A 16,872-nucleotide genomic window follows, 5' to 3' on the forward strand; every position below is an offset into this window, starting at 1 on the left:
TTCGGTACCCACCAACTTCCGAAACTGTTTGATCTGAAAGCCCGTGTGGATAGATTCAGCAAAAAGATAAGTTTCTTACCAAAACACTTCTCTGATAAATTCATGCAACTGATCAGTAAAATTTTGCCCGATCACTTGCCGAAGTCTATGCGCAACTATCGGGATAAATATGAACATCACCTGATTTTAAAAATGGGTGGCGAGGGCGTAGAAGAAGCGCGTGCTTTCTTGAAAGAATATTTTGCAACCCATGGCGGCGCATTCTTCGAATGTAATGCCGAAGAAACGCAGGCGGCCATGCTGCATCGCTTTGCTGTGGCTTCTGCCGCGATCCGTTACCGTTCTGTACATGATGATGAAGTAGAGGATTTGGTTGCACTCGATATCGCCTTGCGCCGTGATGATCGTGATTGGTTTGAAACACTGCCGCCTGAAATTGACAATAAAATCATCCATAAATTGTATTACGGACATTTTATGTGTCATGTGTTCCATCAGGACTACATCATTAAAAAAGGCAACGACTGTATGGCTTTGGAACATGAAATGCTCCATCTGCTTGACCAACGCGGTGCGCAATATCCTGCCGAGCATAATGTCGGTCATCTGTATGAAGCCAAGCCCGAGCTGAAACAGTTCTATAAAAAACTTGACCCGACCAACAGCTTCAACCCCGGTATCGGTAAAACCAGTAAGAAGAAAAACTGGGCAGAATAAAGCATAGTCAAAATAAAGGCCGTCTGAACTTTTCAGACGGCCTTTTTATATGCTTGCTTATCAGAACAAGTTGCTGACAAAAATCAGCAGAATCACCAACGGTACGAGGTATTTCACATAGGCAAACCAGATATTGACAGTGGTCTGGTTGCCTTTGTAGAGCAATTCGTCCTTCGCTTCATCTTTCATCACGAAGCCGACAAACAAGGCAGAGCCGAGCGCGGTCAGCATAAACAGGATGTTGCCGCTGATATAGTCAAAGGCATCAAAAATGTTTTTACCAAACACGGAAATGTCTTTCCATGGACCGTAGCTCAAGATGGAAGGGATATTGCCGAAGATAAAAATACCTGCCAGTACGATGGTAATCGCGGCTGCGCGGCGGATTTTGGTTTTCTCCTGAATGGTCGTAATCAACACTTCATAAATGGTCAGAGAAGTGGTCAGCGCGGCAATCAGAAGCAGGGAAAAGAAAATCACTGCAAACACGGGACCAGCCCACATATTGGAGAACACGATCGGCAGGCTTTGGAACACCAGCGTCGGACCGGAGTTAGGGGCAACGCCAAAGCTGAAGAGGGAAGGGAAAATCATGAAGCCCGCCAACACGGCAATCAAAGTGTTGGTAATCGCGGTAATTACGGCCGTCTGAACCAGATCTTCGTTTTTATCCAGATAGCTGGATAACGTAATCATCACGCCGAAACCCAAGCTCAAGGCGAAGAATACTTGGCCCAAAACGAAGACGAACAGTTCAGCGGTAATTTTGCTGAAGTCAGGTTTCAGATAGAAGGTAATGCCTTCCATGGCGCCCGGCAGGGTAACATTGCGCACGACCATCGCAATCAGGAATAAAAACAGCAAAGGCATCAGGTATTTTGCCGCTTTTTCAATACCGCCGATCACGCCTTTAACCAAGATCCATTGGTTCACAACCACAAATAGGAAGGTGTAGAAAGCAATTTCCCAAGGGCTGTTTTCGATGTGTTCGGTAAAGAAGCTTTTGGTGACTTCGCCGGAAACCGGACTGGAAATGTCCAAATTACCGCTGATGATATTGATGATGTAGCTGATCACCCAGCCGCCGAGCACCATGTAATAGGCCATGATGCCGAATGCGCCGAGCAGGCCCATCCAACCGACCAATTTCCAAACTTTGGCAACGGGTTTGCCATTCATTGTGCCGCCAAACGCATCCAGCGCGTTCACGCCTTTACGGCGGCCGATGACGTTTTCCACCAAAATCATCGGAATACCGATGACCAGCATGGCAATACAGAACAGAAACACATACGCGCCGCCGCCGTTTTCACCGACCAAATACGGGAAACGCCATGTTGCGCCAAAGCCGACAGTCGCGCCGGCAACGGTAAGGATGTAAGTCAAACGGTTGGACCAGGTTTGACGGGGTTGATTGGAAGACATAAATACTCAGATGTATAAAAACAAAGACAACATTTTACCGCAAAGATTTAACGAATCTTGACTAAAGTCTAAAAAGAAAATTAGTTAAAAAAACCATGTAGTAAAGAATTTTTAGTGGATTTATCTGGTTTGATTGGTATTAAAACCTGCAAACAGAGAATTTGGCTGAAGCGATATGAATGATTGAAAGAGCCGTAACGATAAAGGCCGTCTGAAAAGTAGGATATGGGAAAAGGTTGTTGTGAGGATATTGGATAGCACCAAGGTGTGCTTTCAAGTATGTCGGCAACAAAGATGGTATTTATCTAAGGCTGTCTAATAACATCCTGTAACCTTAGCTTGGATAGTCGCTGATAGTTTTTCTTTCTATAAAACGATTTGTCTGAAATGGGAACGGCACAGATTGATGCGGAAGAGACGAGAAAGAGAAAAGGAGTAATGGCAAGTTAATGAGTGGAGACGGGGTTTAGCAATGATGGCTTCTTTAGATGAGATGGGCCGTCTGAAAGTACGCCCGCTTGGTTGCCAAATTTTAGATAAAAAAAAACCATCTATACTAAGGGGAAAGTATAGATGGCCAAACACATTACGGGGAAAACGTCTTACTCACTTACTCACTTCTTTCGAAGCAAGCGTTACTCAGACAGGCGAATTATACAATAGTTCAGTCTTCACAGTGTTAAATTCTGTTAAATAAAAATAATAAGGTTTAGATTTTTGATTTTAAATAAATAAAAAATCCATATTGTTTAAAAATTTATCGAAAAAATTTGGAATTTTTTTAGATTTGGATAAATTTCCATTCTCCGGCGGCTAAATCATCGACATTCCAGTCGCCGAATTCCTCACGGTGGAGCTGCTCGACACGGTTGCCTGCGGCCGCAACCATGCGTTTGACCTGATGGTATTTACCCTCGGTAATAGTCATCATCAATGTGATTGGGTCGGCCAATACTGCTTCGGCTGCGGCAACGGTTTCATTATCGTCATGCAGAAGGACGCCGTTTTTGAGTGTGGTGCAAAGGGTATCGTCGGCAGGATGTTTCAAAGTGATGCGGTAGAGCTTCGGAACTTTGTGTTTGGGCGAGGTAACGCGGTGGTTAAATTGCCCGTCGTTGGTAATCAGAATAATGCCGGTTGTGTCTGCATCCAAGCGACCGACTGCCTGCATATCGATATTGCGCATGTGCTCGGGAAACAGGCTGAAGATGCTTGGATATTGCTGAGGTTTATGCGAAGTCTCGTAATCCGCAGGCTTATGAAGCAGAATGTAGAAATGGGGCATGGGGACGGCGGCAATTTCTTCGCCGTCAACAGACAGGGTGTGCACTTGAGACGGATCGATATTGTCTTTGGCACGATTATGGATTTCGCCGTTGATGGTAATGCAGTCGTTGTCTATCAGCCATTGGCATTGCTTGCGGCTGCCGAGGCCTTGTGATTGGATGTATTTGAGCAGTTGCATGGTTGGTTGAAAAGTAAGAAATGTTCAGACGGCCTTTATTGTACTGGAAAACCGGTGTTTAGGCCGTCTGAAAAGTAGGGGCAAAAAAAATCGCCCCTTTAAAATTTTAAGGGGCGCAAAAGGAACACAAACCACTACCAAAAACTGTTACAGGGCAAATTCTCCTATTTGATGTGTTGCCGGATAAAGTGCTTTCATCAAGTCATGTGGTGAAAGCGAGAAATCTTTGCTATTTGTCGTCAGACGGCCTTGCTGCGGCGTCAGCTCAAGCAATCGGGCGTTTGCCGACTGGATAAACTTGTTTTTCGTGCGCTGCATTTTTCTTTGCAGGGCGGAAACAACGCGGTTGTACAGACTGTCTTTTTGTTTGACTTCGCGTGTACCGGCAACCCAGCTCAAGCGTGTATTGCCATCTTCATCTTCAATCAGCAGGATGCCGGTTTCTGATTGGGGCGATTTACCCATGCAAGGGAGCCAAACATAATATCGGCCATCTAAAGTAATGAATACTGCGTCATGTACTTCACATTCGTCGCAACACTTGGTAGCGATTAAAGAGCGGATGGCTTGTTGGTGCAGTCTCAGAATGTCAAGGGAGACTTGCTTAAAAATACTTTCGGGCATTTTCTTCTCCTTTCATTCTGTTGTACGGTTGTTTTGTCTCGATGGGTTGTATTATACGGCGATTTTTTAAATTTGCAAATGATAATTGTTCCTATTATTTAATCTGTAAGTAAGGTATTAATTATTAAAGAAATTAAATTTAAAAAATTTTCTAGAAATTGGGTTTTCTACTCAAAAATGTTGTAATAGATGGCCATTAAATGAGAAAAGAATAAAGGCCGTCTGAAAAAATCCAGCTAAAAAGGGTATTTCAAAAGCAGCTAAAGTTTTGCTGACTATACATTTCAGACGGCCTTCAGTATGATTCAGGACGTTTTGATAATTGCAGAAACTACCAACCATGAGCCAACGTCAGATTATCCTCGATACGGAAACCACGGGTCTTTATCCTGAAAACGGCGACCGTCTGGTCGAATTTGCCGGCTTGGAAATGATAAACCGCCAAATGACCGACTCCACCCTTCATTTATATGTCCACCCTGAGCGCGATATGCCGGAGGAAGCGGCGAAGGTGCATGGTTTGACGATTGAAGTATTGGAAGCGAAGAATGCGCCGCCGTTTGCTCAAGTGGGTAAACAGATTGCCGACTTTATCCGTGGCGCAGAGCTGATTATCCATAATGCCAAGTTTGACGTCGGCTTCCTGAATATGGAATTCCGCCGCATGGGTTTGCCTTCTATTGAGGAACTCGGTTGCAAAGTTACAGACACGCTGGCCATGGCGCGTGAAATGTTTCCGGGGCAAAAGGCAAGCTTGGATGCGTTGTGTAACCGCTTTTCCGTTGACCGCAGCAAACGTGTCTTGCACGGCGCGTTAATCGACTGCGAGCTTTTGGGTGAAGTCTATCTTGCCATGACGCGTCAGCAGTTCGACCTGATGGGCGGCGAGGCGGAAGAAGAGGGCGAAGTCAAACAAACCGTTATTGCCGAAACCAAACGTACATCGCAGTTGAAAGTTATCAAAGCCAATGCAGACGAGCTGGCCGCACATGAAAAATATTTGGACGATTTAGGCGAAGCGTGTGTATGGCGAAAGGCCGAAATGCCTGATGAGGCCAATGCCGGAGCGTCAGCATGAGGCGCCGCAATATTGCTTTGATTCCTGCTGCCGGTGTCGGTGCGCGATTTGGTGCAGGAAAACCCAAACAATATGTTGAAATCAATGGTAAAGCCGTATTGCAACATACCATAGAAATCTTTGAGCAACACTCCCGTATAGATTTAATTGCCGTTATTCTTTCACCGGAAGATTCAGTTTTTCAGACGGTCTTGTCTGAGAAAGTACGCGTCTTTCGAATAGGCGGCGCAAGTCGTGCGGAAACGGTACGCAATGGTGTGTCCGTTTTATTGGAGCAAAGTTTGGCTGAGGCGCAAGACAATATTTTGGTTCATGATGCCGCACGCTGTTGCCTGCCTGCTGAAGCGTTAACACGTTTGCTTGATGAGGCGGGTGAGAATGATGAAGGCGGTATTTTGGCCGTACCGCTGGCCGATACGCTCAAGCGCTCAGACGGCAGTCATCATATTGATGAAACCGTTGCGCGCGCAGGATTATGGCAGGCGCAAACGCCGCAGCTTTTTCAGACGGCCTTGTTACACCGTGCTTTATCGGTTGATGATTTAAGTGAGATTACGGATGAAGCATCAGCTGTTGAAAAACTGGGTATCCGGCCGCGCTTGGTGCAGGGCGATACGCGCAATTTGAAATTGACGCTGCCGCAAGATGAATACATTGTCAGATTGTTGCTCAAGGCCGTCTGAACAATCAAAACCCATTATTTAAGGAAACAAACATGAATATCCGTGTCGGACAGGGCTATGATGTCCATCAGTTGGTCGAAGGCCGAGATTTGATACTTGGCGGCGTCAACATTCCGTTTGAAAAAGGCTTGCTGGGTCATTCAGATGCCGATGTGCTTTTGCATGCGATTACCGATGCCCTGTTGGGGGCAGCCGGTTTGGGCGATATCGGCAGTCATTTTCCTGATACCGCAGCCGAATTCAAAGATGCAGACAGCCGTGTGCTGTTGCGCAAGGCTTATCAAAGCGTGCAGGAGTTGGGTTGGAAGGTGGTTAATGTCGATACGACCGTGATTGCGCAAAAGCCAAAACTTGCGCCACACATTCCGGCAATGCGCGCCAATATTGCCGCAGATTTGGGTTTGCCTGAAAGCTGCGTGAACATCAAGGGTAAAACCAACGAAAAACTTGGCTATCTGGGACGTATGGAAGCCATTGAAGCGCAAGCGGCAGTATTGCTGATTAAGGCCTAAGAGCTTAAAATTACTTTATTATTCAAACTGAAAGACTGACAACATGGCAACTCAAGACGAACTCAAACGTATTGCCGCCGAAAAAGCGGTGGAATTTGTTCCTGAAAACGAATACATCGGTATCGGTACCGGCTCTACCATCAACTTCTTTATCGAAGCTTTGGGTAAAAGCGGTAAGAAAATCAAGGGTGCCGTGTCTACTTCTAAAAAATCCAGCGAGCTTTTGGCGAAATACGAGATTCCAGAAGTTTCACTGAATGAAGTGATGGGTTTGGCGGTTTATGTTGATGGCGCTGACGAAGTCAACCACGCGCTGCAAATGATTAAAGGCGGCGGCGGTGCGCATTTGAATGAAAAAATCGTGGCCAGCGCATCCGATAAATTTGTCTGTATCGCCGATGAAAGTAAATATGTTTCCCGTTTGGGCAAATTTCCATTGCCGGTAGAAGTGGTTGAAAATGCCCGTTCGCTGGTGTCGCGCAAACTGCTTACCATGGGTGGACAGCCTGAGTTGCGTGTTGGCTATACTACTTTCTATGGCAATCAAATCGTTGATGTTCACGGCCTCAATATCGACCAAGCCCTGAAAATGGAAGACGAAATCAATAAAATCACCGGCGTACTCGAAAACGGTATTTTTGCCCGTGATGCCGCCGATGTATTGGTTTTGGGTACGGCAGAAGGTGCAAAAGTCATCCTGCCTTGTCAGGATTAATGGAGATTAATCAATCTTAAAGGCCGTCTGAAAGTGCATCAGGTCTTTCAGACGGCCTTCAATTTGGCAAAATATGCAAATCAGTAAAATTATAAAATGGTTGCCCGTTGTTTTATCTGTTTTGGGCGCGCTTGGTTACAGCTCACGCGATACCGAGTTGATTCGTACAGGGGTAAGCGTTGCCGCAACATTGGCACAAGGCGACAATATCGGTTTGGAAAAGGTCAATGAATGGCTGGGGGAAAATGTCGTCAAAGCGACATCTGACAGCAAAGCCGAAGATAAACCCAAACCGGAACAAAAACAAAAGTCATCGCGACAATCCTACACATACAACGGAAAAATCATCAAAATCCATGATGGCGATACCATGCACATTATCGATAGCGACGGCAGGAAACACAAAATCCGTATGGCCTATATCGATGCGCCGGAAATCAATCAGGCTTATGGTACGCAATCACGAGACAATCTGATTGATGCAGCATTGAATAAAAAAGCCAAAGTCCGCGTGTTTGAAGCCGATCGTTACCAGCGCGAAGTTGCTCAAGTATCAGTCGGCACGATTGACTTGAATTTGATGCAGATACGGGATGGCACCGCATGGCATTATGAAAGTTATGCCAAAAAACAACAAAGTAAAACCGCCTACACTGACTATTCGGCCGCACAAAAACAAGCCAAGGAAAAACGTAAAGGCTTATGGAAAAAAGATAATCCGCAAGCGCCTTGGCAATTTCGCCATCAAAACCATGAGCAGCAGAACGGCAATAAAAAGCAGTCTGATAAACAATGGTTTGGGATTTGGTAAGTTTTAAGAAAGAGGCCGTCTGAAAACTTTCAGACGGCCTTTAATCATCAAGGTTTAGTATAAGATAAGAATGAGTGGTAGGTTTCTGATTAGAGGGTAAAAGAAATAAAAGTGTAATGTAATATTTTTAAGAAGGGCAGATATGAAAAAAGACACCGTTAGTTGGTGTCTTTAGTATCTGGCAGAGAGGAAGGGATTCGAACCCTCGATACGCTATTCACGTATACACGCTTTCCAGGCGTGCGACTTAAACCACTCATCCACCTCTCTGTGGACTATTATCCTGAGTTGTTATTTCAGAATAATGTGAAAAATTGACTGATTGATTTATCAGTGGTGCCCAGGAGAAGACTCGAACTTCCACACCCGTGAGGATACTAGCACCTGAAGCTAGCGCGTCTACCAATTCCGCCACCTGGGCAATTTAAATTTTCTTAAGCAAAGAAGCACCAAATTATTTGGTGCCCAGGAGAAGACTCGAACTTCCACGCCCGTGAGGACACTAGCACCTGAAGCTAGCGCGTCTACCAATTCCGCCACCTGGGCTTTGCTTTATTCTTCAATTTAAGGTAGAGTTGACTACCTGAACTGCGAAGAAGCAGCTATTATATATTTTAAAAAAAGAATGTCAACTATCAAAATGAACAAAAATACTAAATCTTTAAATTTACGAGAAAAAGACCCGTACTTGGAGCGGGAGAAACAACGTTACGCTCATCCGTTGCCCAGCCGTGAATGGGTCATTGAATTATTGGAACAAAAAGGTGTGCCGACAAAAATCGAAGCTTTGGCACATGAATTGTCGATTGAAGAAGATGAATATGAATTCTTCGAGCGCCGTCTGAAAGCGATGGCGCGCGATGGCCAGGTATTGATCAACCGACGTGGCGCGGTGTGTGCGGCAGAAAAATTGGCATTGGTTAAATGCCGTGTCGAGGCGCACAAAGACGGCTTTGGTTTTGCCGTGCCGCTAACGCCGACAGGCGAGGGCGATTTCGTTTTGTATGAGCGTCAGATGCGCGGCGTGATGCACGGGGATATTGTTACTGTTCGTCCTGCCGGTATCGACCGCAGAGGCCGTCGTGAAGGTACGGTTTTGGATGTGGTGGAGCGTGCGCAGTCTAAAGTGGTCGGCCGTTTTTATATGGATCGCGGCGTGGCCATTTTGGAAGCGGAAGACAAGCGTTTGAGCCAAAGTATCGTGTTAGAGCCTGAAAGCGTGGCGCACTTTAAACCGCAATCTGGCCAAGTGATTGTGGCTGAAATCGAGACGTATCCTGAAGCACATCGTCCTGCTGTGGCTAAGCTGATTGAAGTATTGGGTGATTATGCCGACAGCGGTATGGAAATCGAAATCGCTGTACGCAAGCACCATTTGCCTCATCAATTCAGCGAAGCATGTGTCAAAGCTGCGAAGAAAATTCCTGATCATGTGCGTAAAACCGACTTGAAAGGGCGCGTGGACTTACGCGATTTGCCTCTGGTAACCATTGACGGCGAAACTGCACGGGACTTTGACGATGCGGTTTTTGCTGAAAAAGTCGGCCGCAATTACCGTTTGGTGGTGGCGATTGCCGATGTCAGCCATTATGTCCGTCCTGATGACGGAATTGATGTAGATGCTCAGGAACGCAGTACCAGCGTGTATTTCCCACGTCGAGTGATTCCAATGTTGCCGGAGAAGTTGTCCAACGGTATCTGCTCGCTCAATCCTGATGTTGAACGCCTGTGTATGGTGTGCGATATGGTGATTACCTATGCCGGCAATATCAAGGAATACCGTTTCTATCCGGCAGTAATGCGTTCACATGCGCGACTAACCTACAATCAAGTTTGGGATTGGATTTCAGACGGCCAGGATCATCCGTTTAAGCAACAAATCGATACTCTGTATCAGTTATTTAAAATCTTGCAGAAAAAACGTTTCGAGCGTGGCGCGGTTGAGTTTGAGAGCGTTGAGACTCAGATGATTTTCGACGACAACGGTAAAATCGATAAGATTGTTCCTGTTGTCCGCAACGATGCGCACAAGCTGATTGAAGAATGTATGTTGGCGGCGAATGTTTGCGCGGCAGAATTTTTGCTGAAGAACAAACATACGGCTTTGTTCCGCAATCACTTGGGTCCGACTCCCGAAAAACTGGCCACTTTACGCGAGCAGCTTGGTTTGCTGGGGCTGAGTTTGGGTGGCGGCGATAATCCGACGCCGAAAGACTATGCTGCGCTTGCCGAGCAATTTAAAAACCGTCCGGACGCGGAGCTGTTGCAAGTAATGATGTTGCGTTCTATGCAACAGGCGGTTTATGAGCCGCATTGCGACGGTCACTTTGGTCTGGCTTATAGCGCATATGCACACTTTACTTCGCCTATCCGCCGTTATCCGGATTTAACGGTACATCGTGCCATTAAGGCTGTGTTGAACGGACAAACTTACCAGCCCAATAAAACCTGGCAGGCTTTGGGCGTTCATACCTCTTTCTGCGAGCGCCGAGCCGATGATGCCAGCCGCGATGTGGAAAACTGGCTGAAAACTTATTATATGCGCGACAAAGTCGGCGAAGTCTTCAGTGGTAAGATTTCGGGCATGACCAGTTTCGGTATTTTTGTAACCTTGGACGATATTCATATCGACGGCTTGGTTCATATCAGCGATTTGGGAGAAGATTATTTCAACTTCCGTCCTGAAATTATGGCGATTGAGGGCGAACGCAGCGGTGTCCGTTTCAATATGGGCGATACAGTCACCGTAAAAGTTGCGCGAGCCGATTTGGATACCAGCAAGATTGATTTGACCTTAATCAGCGGCGGTTCAGTCGGTAAGAAACGCGGCGGTAGAAAAGCAAAACCTGTAAGTAGGCCAATAGTTGCTGATAAGCCTGTCGAAAAGCGTAAGCGTAAACTTTCGGCTAAAGAAATTGATGAAGCGTTGGCCGCTCCCGTGAAGGCAAAGAAGAGCAAGGTGAAAAGTAAACCTGCCTCCAAGCCTGCTAAGCCAAGTAAACCTAAAGCCGCGAGCAAGAAAAAAGCGCAGGCGAAAACAGCTTCCGTCAAAGCCGGGGGTAAAAGTAATGCTCAACACAAAAGCGTGAAGATTAAAGTGAAGAAAGCTGCTAAGAAATAGGCGGCATTCAATTCAGGCCGTCTGAAAAGTTTCAGACGGCCTGAATTTGTGATTTTATGAATAAAACCAAGGATAAATAAGATGATAAAACTATACGGTATTCCCAATTGCGATACGGTTAAAAAAGCGCGCAGTTGGTTGGCGGGAAACGGCATCGAGTTTGAGTTTGTAGATTTTAAGAAAAACGCCCCGACTGCCGAATTGATTGATGGCTGGCTGGAGCAGGCAGCTTTGGAAATTTTGCTCAATAAAAGAGGTACGACTTGGCGCAAGTTGGATAAAGATGCGCAAGAATCTGCCGCCACAAAAGAAGGGGCGATTGCCTTGATGGTGGAAAATCCCAGCATCATCAAGCGGCCTGTATTGGTCAAAGAAGGACAGGTTCATGTCGGATTTTCAGTAGAAGCGTATCAGGAAATTTTCGGATAAGGCATTTTTAGGTTTTTAGGCCGTCTGAAAAAGCAAGCCTCGAAAAAATACGTTACAATACGCGCTTTGAGCCTGTTTTCAGGATTTTAAGATTTTTGCGGCAGCATTTTCCGGCTGCCGCGCCAAACTTTTCTTTCGGATAAATATGTTCCATATTGTTGAAAAATATAAAACACCCGCCCAGATTGTTTTAGGTATCATCGGTCTGACCTTTATCGGATTCGGTGCCAATAATTTGTCTTCGCCGGGTTCTGATTACATTGTTAAAGTCGGGGATGAGAAGGTCAGCGAGCATGCTTTACAGATTGCGATACAAAATGAGCAGGCTGCCGGCAATAATGCGCCTTCGCGTGATGCGATATTCCAATCTTTATTGCAAAGAGCTTACCTGAAGCAGGGTGCCAAGCTGATGGGCATTGCCGTGTCTCAGGAACAAATCAAGCAAGTTATCGTGGATGATCCGAATTTCCATGATGCTTCCGGCAAATTCAGTCAGGATTTGCTCAAGAAGTATTTGGATCAGCGCAAAATGACCGAGGATCAGTTTGTTGAAGATATCCGCGAACAGTTCCAGTTGCAAAATCTGTTGAATTTGGTGCAAAACGGTGCGTTGGTCAGCGATGCGCAAGCGCGTCAGTTGATTAACCTGACTCAAGCCACCCGTACCATCCGTTCATTTACATTCAGCCCTGAAGCATTTACGGCACAAGTAAAAGTAGATGATGCGGCTTTGCAAAAGTATTATGAAGCGCATAAGAAAGATTACTTGATTCCTCAAGCCGTTAAGCTGGAATATGTGGCTTTGAACATCAAAGATTTGGCTGATAAGCAAACCGTCAGTGCGGAAGAAGTACAAAAAGCTTACGACAGTAAAAGCGTAGATTTGTCGCCAAGAGCCGAAATTGCGCATATTTTCATTCCGGTTATGCCTAACGGAGATGAAGCAAGCAATGCGGAAATTAAAGCTGAAGTAGACAAAATGGCCGCAGAACTTAAAGCACACCCAGATGCTTTTGCCGAGCTGGCGGCCAGGTACTCCAAAGATTTGTCCAGCAGCAACAAAGGCGGCAATTTGGGCTACCTGAGCAAAAGCGGCGGCAGCGGCTTTGGACCTGAATTCGATAAAGCGGCATTTGCATTGGGCAAAGGCGAAGTCAGCGATACCGTTAAATCGTCTTTGGGTTATCACATCATCAAAGTTTTGAATGTCGAAGCTGAGCCGACTTTGGAACAAGCCAAAGCGCGTATCGAAGCAGACTTGAAACTGAAAAAAGCAGCTTCTGCCTTTAATGCCGCTAAAGAAAAATTGGGTGAAGATGCCTTCAATGATCCATCTTCTTTGGCAAAAGCAGCCGCCAATTCAGGCTTGAAAGTGGAAAACCTGGATGAATGGGTAACCAAAGCGGGTGCGAAAGAAGCCGGTTTGCCTGAAACGTTGATTAATGCTGCGTTTAGCGACGATGTGCTGAAGAAAAAACACAATTCTGAAGTCATTGCTATCAACAACGAAACCGTTTGGGTTATTCGTGCGAAAGAAGTGCGCGAAGAGAAAATTGCACCATTTGCAGAAGTCAAAGACACTGTCCGTGCAGCATATCTGCGCTCTGAAGCTGCCAAACTGGCAGAGAAGAAAGCCCAAGAAACTTTGGCTGCGTTGAAAGCCGGTAAAGCTGCCGACGTTCAATGGTCGCCTGTTTCGCAATTGAGCGCGCAAGATGCACGCAGAACCATGTCTCCAGAAGCTTATGCGGCTTTGTTGAAAGCGCGTCCTGTCGGCGGTAAACCTGCGTACGCATTATTGGAAGGTATGCCTGCACCGGTGATTATGGAAGTTCAGAGCGTTTCTGCTCCTGAAAATGCCGATTCACAGATTCCGGCTGCCAAACAGGCTTTGGTTCAGCAGCTTTCTGCCAATGTGTTTGATAATTTACTCCAGTATTTGGGTAAGAAAATCGATCGTACGCAAGGTGCACAGCAAGTTAATAATGCTGCCGAATAAGCAGAGTATTTGAGTAGGGCAGCCGGATGAATTCCGGCTGTTTTCTTATTTTTAGCTATCTTTTAAAAGGCCGTCTGAAATCATGAGTAAAAATCCTGATGCCTTTGTCCGCTTGATTAATGCATTAAAAATCCTGCCCAATGTCGGCCCGAAATCCGCACAACGCATGGCTTACCAGCTTTTACAGTATAAACGCGAAGAAGCGCAGGAATTGGTGGATGCTTTGCAATTTGCCTTGAAACAGGTGCAGCATTGTCGGATGTGTAATACATTTTGCGAAGGAGAATTGTGTGAAATTTGCGCGGACGAAAAACGCGAGAAAAGCCGTTTGATGATTGTTCATATGCCGGCAGATGTCTCCAGTATGGAGGCGGCTAATTGTCATGATGGTCTGTATTTTGTGTTGATGGGGCAAGTCAGTCCGGCGCAGGGCATGGATATTTCGGCAGTAGCGTTAGATAAGCTGGTTGCCCGTTTGCAGGCGAGTGATATTGAGGAAATTATCATTGCAACCAACTTCACAGCCGAAGGCGATGCGACAGCGTATGTATTGGCGGAATTGTTTAAAAATCTTCCTTATAAAGTCAGCCGATTGGCAAGGGGAATCCCTTTAGGCGGCGAGATGGAATATGTGGATGCCGGTACTTTGGCTCAGGCTGTTTACGATAGAAGAAATATTCAATCTTAAATGGCAATATAAAAAGGCCGTCTGAAAGTCTTTCAGACGGCCTTTTTATTGATTAAATCAGATTATTTGCAGCTGACGCCTTGAATTTGAGGCGTATCGCCGTTGCCGACTTTGAATGCACATTTGGTTGCGCTGCTGCCGGATACGGTAACAACACCGTTTCCGCTGTTGAGGCTGACAGGTTCTTTTACGCCCATGCCGACAGCAGTGGCTGCCAGTTTTTGAACATCGGCGTCGGAGTAAGCGGTATTGTTTGAACTGATTTTGATTTCTTTGGCGGCATATGCGTTGAAGCTGAATGACAAACCTACAGCTACGGATACGAGGGCCAAGAATTTTTTGCTGTTCATTAGTGTATTTCCTTTTTGATGGTGACAAAGTGTGTCACAGCTTCAGAATAAGGGTGATTGGCCGATTGTGCAAGTTTTTCGGCGGAATTTACGGGAAGATACATGGTTTTACATACACTTTATCCCTGAATGCTACATCAGTCGGGCAATCGGACGACCTGTCGGTTTTACGGTACAATAAGCCTTTTTTGACAAACGAATGAGGCATTTTTGAATGGCTTCTTTAGAAACTTGGATAGGCCTGCGCTATCTGCGTGCGAAAAAACGTAACGGCTTTATGTCATTTATTACCATGATTTCAATCGCCGGTATCGCCTTGGGTGTAACGGCTCTGATTGTGGTTTTATCCGTGATGAACGGATTTCAGAAAGAGATACGCGGTCAATTGTTGAACGTTGCACCTCATGCGGAAATTGGCTATTACGATGTCGGTAGCGCGCCGGGTTGGCAGAATTTGCGCGAATTTGTAAAAGGCAAAAAGGAAGTATTGGCCAGCGCGCCTTATGTTTCCGATCAGGCTTTGCTTGCCAACGCCGGTGAAGTGCGCGGTGTGCAGATACGTGGTGTTTTGCCGTCTGAAGAAAAAAATGTCGTGGATTACGGTAAGGATATGCCGGCCGGCAGTTTTGATGATTTGAAACCGGGCGAATTTGATATTATTTTGGGTCAAGGGCTTGCTGAGGCATTGGGCACGGAGATTGGCGGCAAGGTTACAGTGATTACGCCAGAAGGTAACGTTACCCCTGCCGGCGTAGTGCCGCGCTTGAAGCAGTTTAATGTAGTCGGTGTGGTAAAAACCGGTGTTTATGAAGTCGATAACACATTGGCTATGACGCATATCGAGGATGCGCAAGTCTTGTATCGACTGGGTGAAAATGTCGGTGGGCTGCGTTTGAGACTGGCTGATCCTCAGAATGCACCCTCTTTCATTGCCAAGTTGATTCCTGATGCTAAAAAAGATGAGGTATGGGTGCGCGACTGGACGTTTAACAACCGCAGCTATTTTGAAGCCGTAGAGTTGGAAAAACGCATGATGTTCATTATCTTGACACTGATTATCGCGGTTGCTGCGTTTAACCTCGTCTCTTCCTTAGTAATGGCGGTAACGGAAAAACAAGCCGATATTGCGATTTTACGCACTTTGGGTTTGTCTCCGGGCGGCGTCATGAAGATTTTCTTGGTGCAGGGCGCATTTGCGGGGTTCTTCGGTACGCTTGTGGGCGTGGTATGCGGTGTATTGCTGGGTTGGAATGTCGGCAAGATTGTCGCGTTTTTTGAAGATCTGTTTGGCGTGCATTTGATTAACTCTCAAGTTTATTTCATCGATTACCTGCCTAGCGATGTGAACTTGAAGGATGTCGCCGTTATTGCCTGCATTTCGCTTGGCTTGGCATTTATCGCCACACTGTATCCGAGCTGGCGTGCTGCAAAAACCCAACCTGCGGAGGCTTTGCGTTATGAGTAAGACAATTTTGAAATGTACCGGCGTTGGCAAAAGCTATAATGACGGCGCATTGAATGTACAAGTGTTGAATCATTTAGATTTTGAAGTTGCCGAAGCGGAAAGCGTGAGTATCATCGGTTCGTCAGGCAGCGGTAAATCCACATTGCTGCACCTTCTCGGTGGCTTGGATATGCCGTCTGAAGGCAAGGTAATACTGATGGATCAGGATTTGGGCGGTTTGAGTCAAAAACAGTTGGGCGAATTGCGCAACCGTTATTTGGGCTTTGTGTATCAGTTCCACCATCTATTGCCTGAGTTTTCTGCTTTGGAAAATGTCATGATGCCGCTTTTAATCGGCAAAATGCCCAAGGCGATGGCCGAGGAAAAGGCTGTTAAGATGCTAAAAAAGGTTGGCTTGGACAAGCGTATGCTGCACCGTCCAAGCGAACTTTCCGGCGGCGAGCGTCAGCGTGCGGCGATTGCCCGTGCTTTGGTTAATGAGCCGAAATGCCTGTTGGCGGATGAACCGACGGGGAACCTTGACCGTAAAAATGCGCAAAATGTGCTGGACATGATGCTGGATTTGAAACGCGAATTGAACACCAGCCTGATTGTAGTGACCCATGATGACGAGCTGGCTGAGCGTTTCGACCGGGTAATGACCATGAAAGACGGCAGCCTGCAAGTGCTGCAATAAGGTTATTATTTCAGGCAAATATTTTATGCTTTGAACGGTATAATAGAGGCCGTCTGAAAAACAGGTTTTCATTATATGGAAATACTGTTTTTCAGACGGCCTTTCTTTTTTCGT

General features: G+C 46.1%; 16 protein-coding genes and 3 tRNA genes. 12 read left to right on the forward strand and 7 right to left on the reverse strand.

The annotated features are described in order from the left end of the window. A partial coding sequence (gene dld / locus ACTHSP_RS03905; protein ID WP_440345664.1) for a D-lactate dehydrogenase occupies window positions 1–717 on the forward strand: 717 nt, incomplete at its 5' end. A 60-nt stretch (window positions 718–777) separates the two neighbouring features. Here the strand turns inward: dld and ACTHSP_RS03910 are convergent. The 3 genes from ACTHSP_RS03910 to ACTHSP_RS03920 form a co-directional block, all read right to left on the reverse strand. Then, entirely contained in the window at window positions 778–2,142 is a 1,365-nt protein-coding gene (locus ACTHSP_RS03910) for a sodium-dependent transporter (protein ID WP_440345665.1), read from the reverse strand. Between the two features lie 781 nt (window positions 2,143–2,923). Continuing rightward, entirely contained in the window at window positions 2,924–3,607 is a 684-nt protein-coding gene (locus tag ACTHSP_RS03915; RefSeq protein WP_440345666.1) for a 16S rRNA pseudouridine(516) synthase, read from the reverse strand. Between the two features lie 147 nt (window positions 3,608–3,754). Further along, window positions 3,755–4,231, reverse strand: coding sequence for a hypothetical protein (locus tag ACTHSP_RS03920; protein ID WP_003683363.1), 477 nt, complete (start codon window positions 4,229–4,231; stop codon window positions 3,755–3,757). A gap of 340 nt (window positions 4,232–4,571) precedes the next feature. On the opposite strand from ACTHSP_RS03920, the gene dnaQ reads away from it, so the two are divergent. From dnaQ to ACTHSP_RS03945, 5 genes are all read left to right on the forward strand, one after another. After that, window positions 4,572–5,309: a DNA polymerase III subunit epsilon gene (gene dnaQ, locus ACTHSP_RS03925; RefSeq protein WP_049352375.1), complete on the forward strand. Its 738-nt coding sequence runs from the start codon at window positions 4,572–4,574 to the stop codon at window positions 5,307–5,309. Continuing rightward, window positions 5,306–5,992: a 2-C-methyl-D-erythritol 4-phosphate cytidylyltransferase gene (gene ispD, locus ACTHSP_RS03930; RefSeq protein ID WP_049352373.1), complete on the forward strand. Its 687-nt coding sequence runs from the start codon at window positions 5,306–5,308 to the stop codon at window positions 5,990–5,992. Before dnaQ ends, ispD begins: the two co-directional genes overlap by 4 nt. A gap of 32 nt (window positions 5,993–6,024) precedes the next feature. After that, on the forward strand, window positions 6,025–6,504 hold the full coding sequence (gene ispF, locus ACTHSP_RS03935; protein WP_049352371.1) for a 2-C-methyl-D-erythritol 2,4-cyclodiphosphate synthase: 480 nt from the start codon (window positions 6,025–6,027) through the stop codon (window positions 6,502–6,504). 43 nt (window positions 6,505–6,547) lie between these two features. Next, window positions 6,548–7,219: a ribose-5-phosphate isomerase RpiA gene (rpiA, locus tag ACTHSP_RS03940; protein ID WP_049352368.1), complete on the forward strand. Its 672-nt coding sequence runs from the start codon at window positions 6,548–6,550 to the stop codon at window positions 7,217–7,219. 73 nt (window positions 7,220–7,292) lie between these two features. Then, window positions 7,293–8,030 carry a thermonuclease family protein gene (locus tag ACTHSP_RS03945; RefSeq protein ID WP_049352366.1) on the forward strand — a complete coding sequence of 246 codons (738 nt, stop codon included), beginning with the start codon at window positions 7,293–7,295 and terminating at the stop codon, window positions 8,028–8,030. A 179-nt stretch (window positions 8,031–8,209) separates the two neighbouring features. On the opposite strand, the gene ACTHSP_RS03950 is transcribed toward ACTHSP_RS03945, so the two are convergent. The 3 genes from ACTHSP_RS03950 to ACTHSP_RS03960 all read right to left on the reverse strand — a co-directional run bounded on the left by ACTHSP_RS03950 (window position 8,210) and on the right by ACTHSP_RS03960 (window position 8,576). Further along, window positions 8,210–8,300: transfer RNA gene (locus ACTHSP_RS03950), tRNA-Ser, on the reverse strand. A 64-nt stretch (window positions 8,301–8,364) separates the two neighbouring features. Further along, a tRNA-Leu gene (locus ACTHSP_RS03955) sits at window positions 8,365–8,451 on the reverse strand. A gap of 38 nt (window positions 8,452–8,489) precedes the next feature. Continuing rightward, a tRNA-Leu gene (locus ACTHSP_RS03960) sits at window positions 8,490–8,576 on the reverse strand. Between the two features lie 94 nt (window positions 8,577–8,670). Here ACTHSP_RS03960 and rnr point away from each other — a divergent pair. From rnr to recR, 4 genes are all read left to right on the forward strand, one after another. Next, window positions 8,671–11,151 (forward strand): ribonuclease R, encoded by a 2,481-nt coding sequence (gene rnr / locus ACTHSP_RS03965; RefSeq protein WP_152333343.1) that lies wholly within the window; start codon window positions 8,671–8,673, stop codon window positions 11,149–11,151. 81 nt (window positions 11,152–11,232) lie between these two features. Continuing rightward, entirely contained in the window at window positions 11,233–11,580 is a 348-nt protein-coding gene (locus ACTHSP_RS03970; protein ID WP_440345667.1) for an ArsC family reductase, read from the forward strand. Between the two features lie 145 nt (window positions 11,581–11,725). Continuing rightward, window positions 11,726–13,579 (forward strand): SurA N-terminal domain-containing protein, encoded by a 1,854-nt coding sequence (locus ACTHSP_RS03975; RefSeq protein ID WP_049352357.1) that lies wholly within the window; start codon window positions 11,726–11,728, stop codon window positions 13,577–13,579. Window positions 13,580–13,661: 82 nt separating this feature from the next. After that, window positions 13,662–14,267, forward strand: a complete 606-nt coding sequence (recR, locus tag ACTHSP_RS03980; protein ID WP_049352356.1) for a recombination mediator RecR — start codon at window positions 13,662–13,664, stop codon at window positions 14,265–14,267. A gap of 62 nt (window positions 14,268–14,329) precedes the next feature. Here recR and ACTHSP_RS03985 read toward each other — a convergent pair whose 3' ends face one another. Further along, complete coding sequence (locus ACTHSP_RS03985) at window positions 14,330–14,617, reverse strand: hypothetical protein (protein WP_003683377.1); 288 nt, start codon at window positions 14,615–14,617, stop codon at window positions 14,330–14,332. Window positions 14,618–14,831: 214 nt separating this feature from the next. On the opposite strand from ACTHSP_RS03985, the gene ACTHSP_RS03990 reads away from it, so the two are divergent. Both ACTHSP_RS03990 and lolD read left to right on the forward strand, forming a co-directional pair. Beyond that, entirely contained in the window at window positions 14,832–16,082 is a 1,251-nt protein-coding gene (locus tag ACTHSP_RS03990; protein WP_440345668.1) for a lipoprotein-releasing ABC transporter permease subunit, read from the forward strand. After that, a complete protein-coding gene (gene lolD, locus ACTHSP_RS03995; RefSeq protein ID WP_003683651.1) occupies window positions 16,075–16,758 on the forward strand; it encodes a lipoprotein-releasing ABC transporter ATP-binding protein LolD in 684 nt (227 codons plus the stop codon). Before ACTHSP_RS03990 ends, lolD begins: the two co-directional genes overlap by 8 nt. Window positions 16,759–16,872 lie beyond the last annotated feature (114 nt).

The sequence above is a fragment of the Neisseria sp. P0001.S005 genome, assembly GCF_051963715.1.

What these genes read in the sequence shown, in the direction of transcription:
- ispD (WP_049352373.1), top strand. Translation starts at nt 5,306, where the DNA reads ATGAGGCGCCGCAATATTGCTTTGATTCCTGCTGCCGGTGTCGGTGCG.
- ACTHSP_RS03970 (WP_440345667.1), top strand. Translation starts at nt 11,233, where the DNA reads ATGATAAAACTATACGGTATTCCCAATTGCGATACGGTTAAAAAAGCG.
- rpiA (WP_049352368.1), top strand. Translation starts at nt 6,548, where the DNA reads ATGGCAACTCAAGACGAACTCAAACGTATTGCCGCCGAAAAAGCGGTG.
- recR (WP_049352356.1), top strand. Translation starts at nt 13,662, where the DNA reads ATGAGTAAAAATCCTGATGCCTTTGTCCGCTTGATTAATGCATTAAAA.
- lolD (WP_003683651.1), top strand. Translation starts at nt 16,075, where the DNA reads ATGAGTAAGACAATTTTGAAATGTACCGGCGTTGGCAAAAGCTATAAT.
- ACTHSP_RS03915 (WP_440345666.1), bottom strand. Translation starts at nt 3,607, where the DNA reads ATGCAACTGCTCAAATACATCCAATCACAAGGCCTCGGCAGCCGCAAG.
- rnr (WP_152333343.1), top strand. Translation starts at nt 8,671, where the DNA reads ATGAACAAAAATACTAAATCTTTAAATTTACGAGAAAAAGACCCGTAC.
- ACTHSP_RS03920 (WP_003683363.1), bottom strand. Translation starts at nt 4,231, where the DNA reads ATGCCCGAAAGTATTTTTAAGCAAGTCTCCCTTGACATTCTGAGACTG.
- ACTHSP_RS03990 (WP_440345668.1), top strand. Translation starts at nt 14,832, where the DNA reads ATGGCTTCTTTAGAAACTTGGATAGGCCTGCGCTATCTGCGTGCGAAA.
- ispF (WP_049352371.1), top strand. Translation starts at nt 6,025, where the DNA reads ATGAATATCCGTGTCGGACAGGGCTATGATGTCCATCAGTTGGTCGAA.
- dnaQ (WP_049352375.1), top strand. Translation starts at nt 4,572, where the DNA reads ATGAGCCAACGTCAGATTATCCTCGATACGGAAACCACGGGTCTTTAT.
- ACTHSP_RS03945 (WP_049352366.1), top strand. Translation starts at nt 7,293, where the DNA reads ATGCAAATCAGTAAAATTATAAAATGGTTGCCCGTTGTTTTATCTGTT.
- ACTHSP_RS03975 (WP_049352357.1), top strand. Translation starts at nt 11,726, where the DNA reads ATGTTCCATATTGTTGAAAAATATAAAACACCCGCCCAGATTGTTTTA.
- ACTHSP_RS03910 (WP_440345665.1), bottom strand. Translation starts at nt 2,142, where the DNA reads ATGTCTTCCAATCAACCCCGTCAAACCTGGTCCAACCGTTTGACTTAC.
- ACTHSP_RS03985 (WP_003683377.1), bottom strand. Translation starts at nt 14,617, where the DNA reads ATGAACAGCAAAAAATTCTTGGCCCTCGTATCCGTAGCTGTAGGTTTG.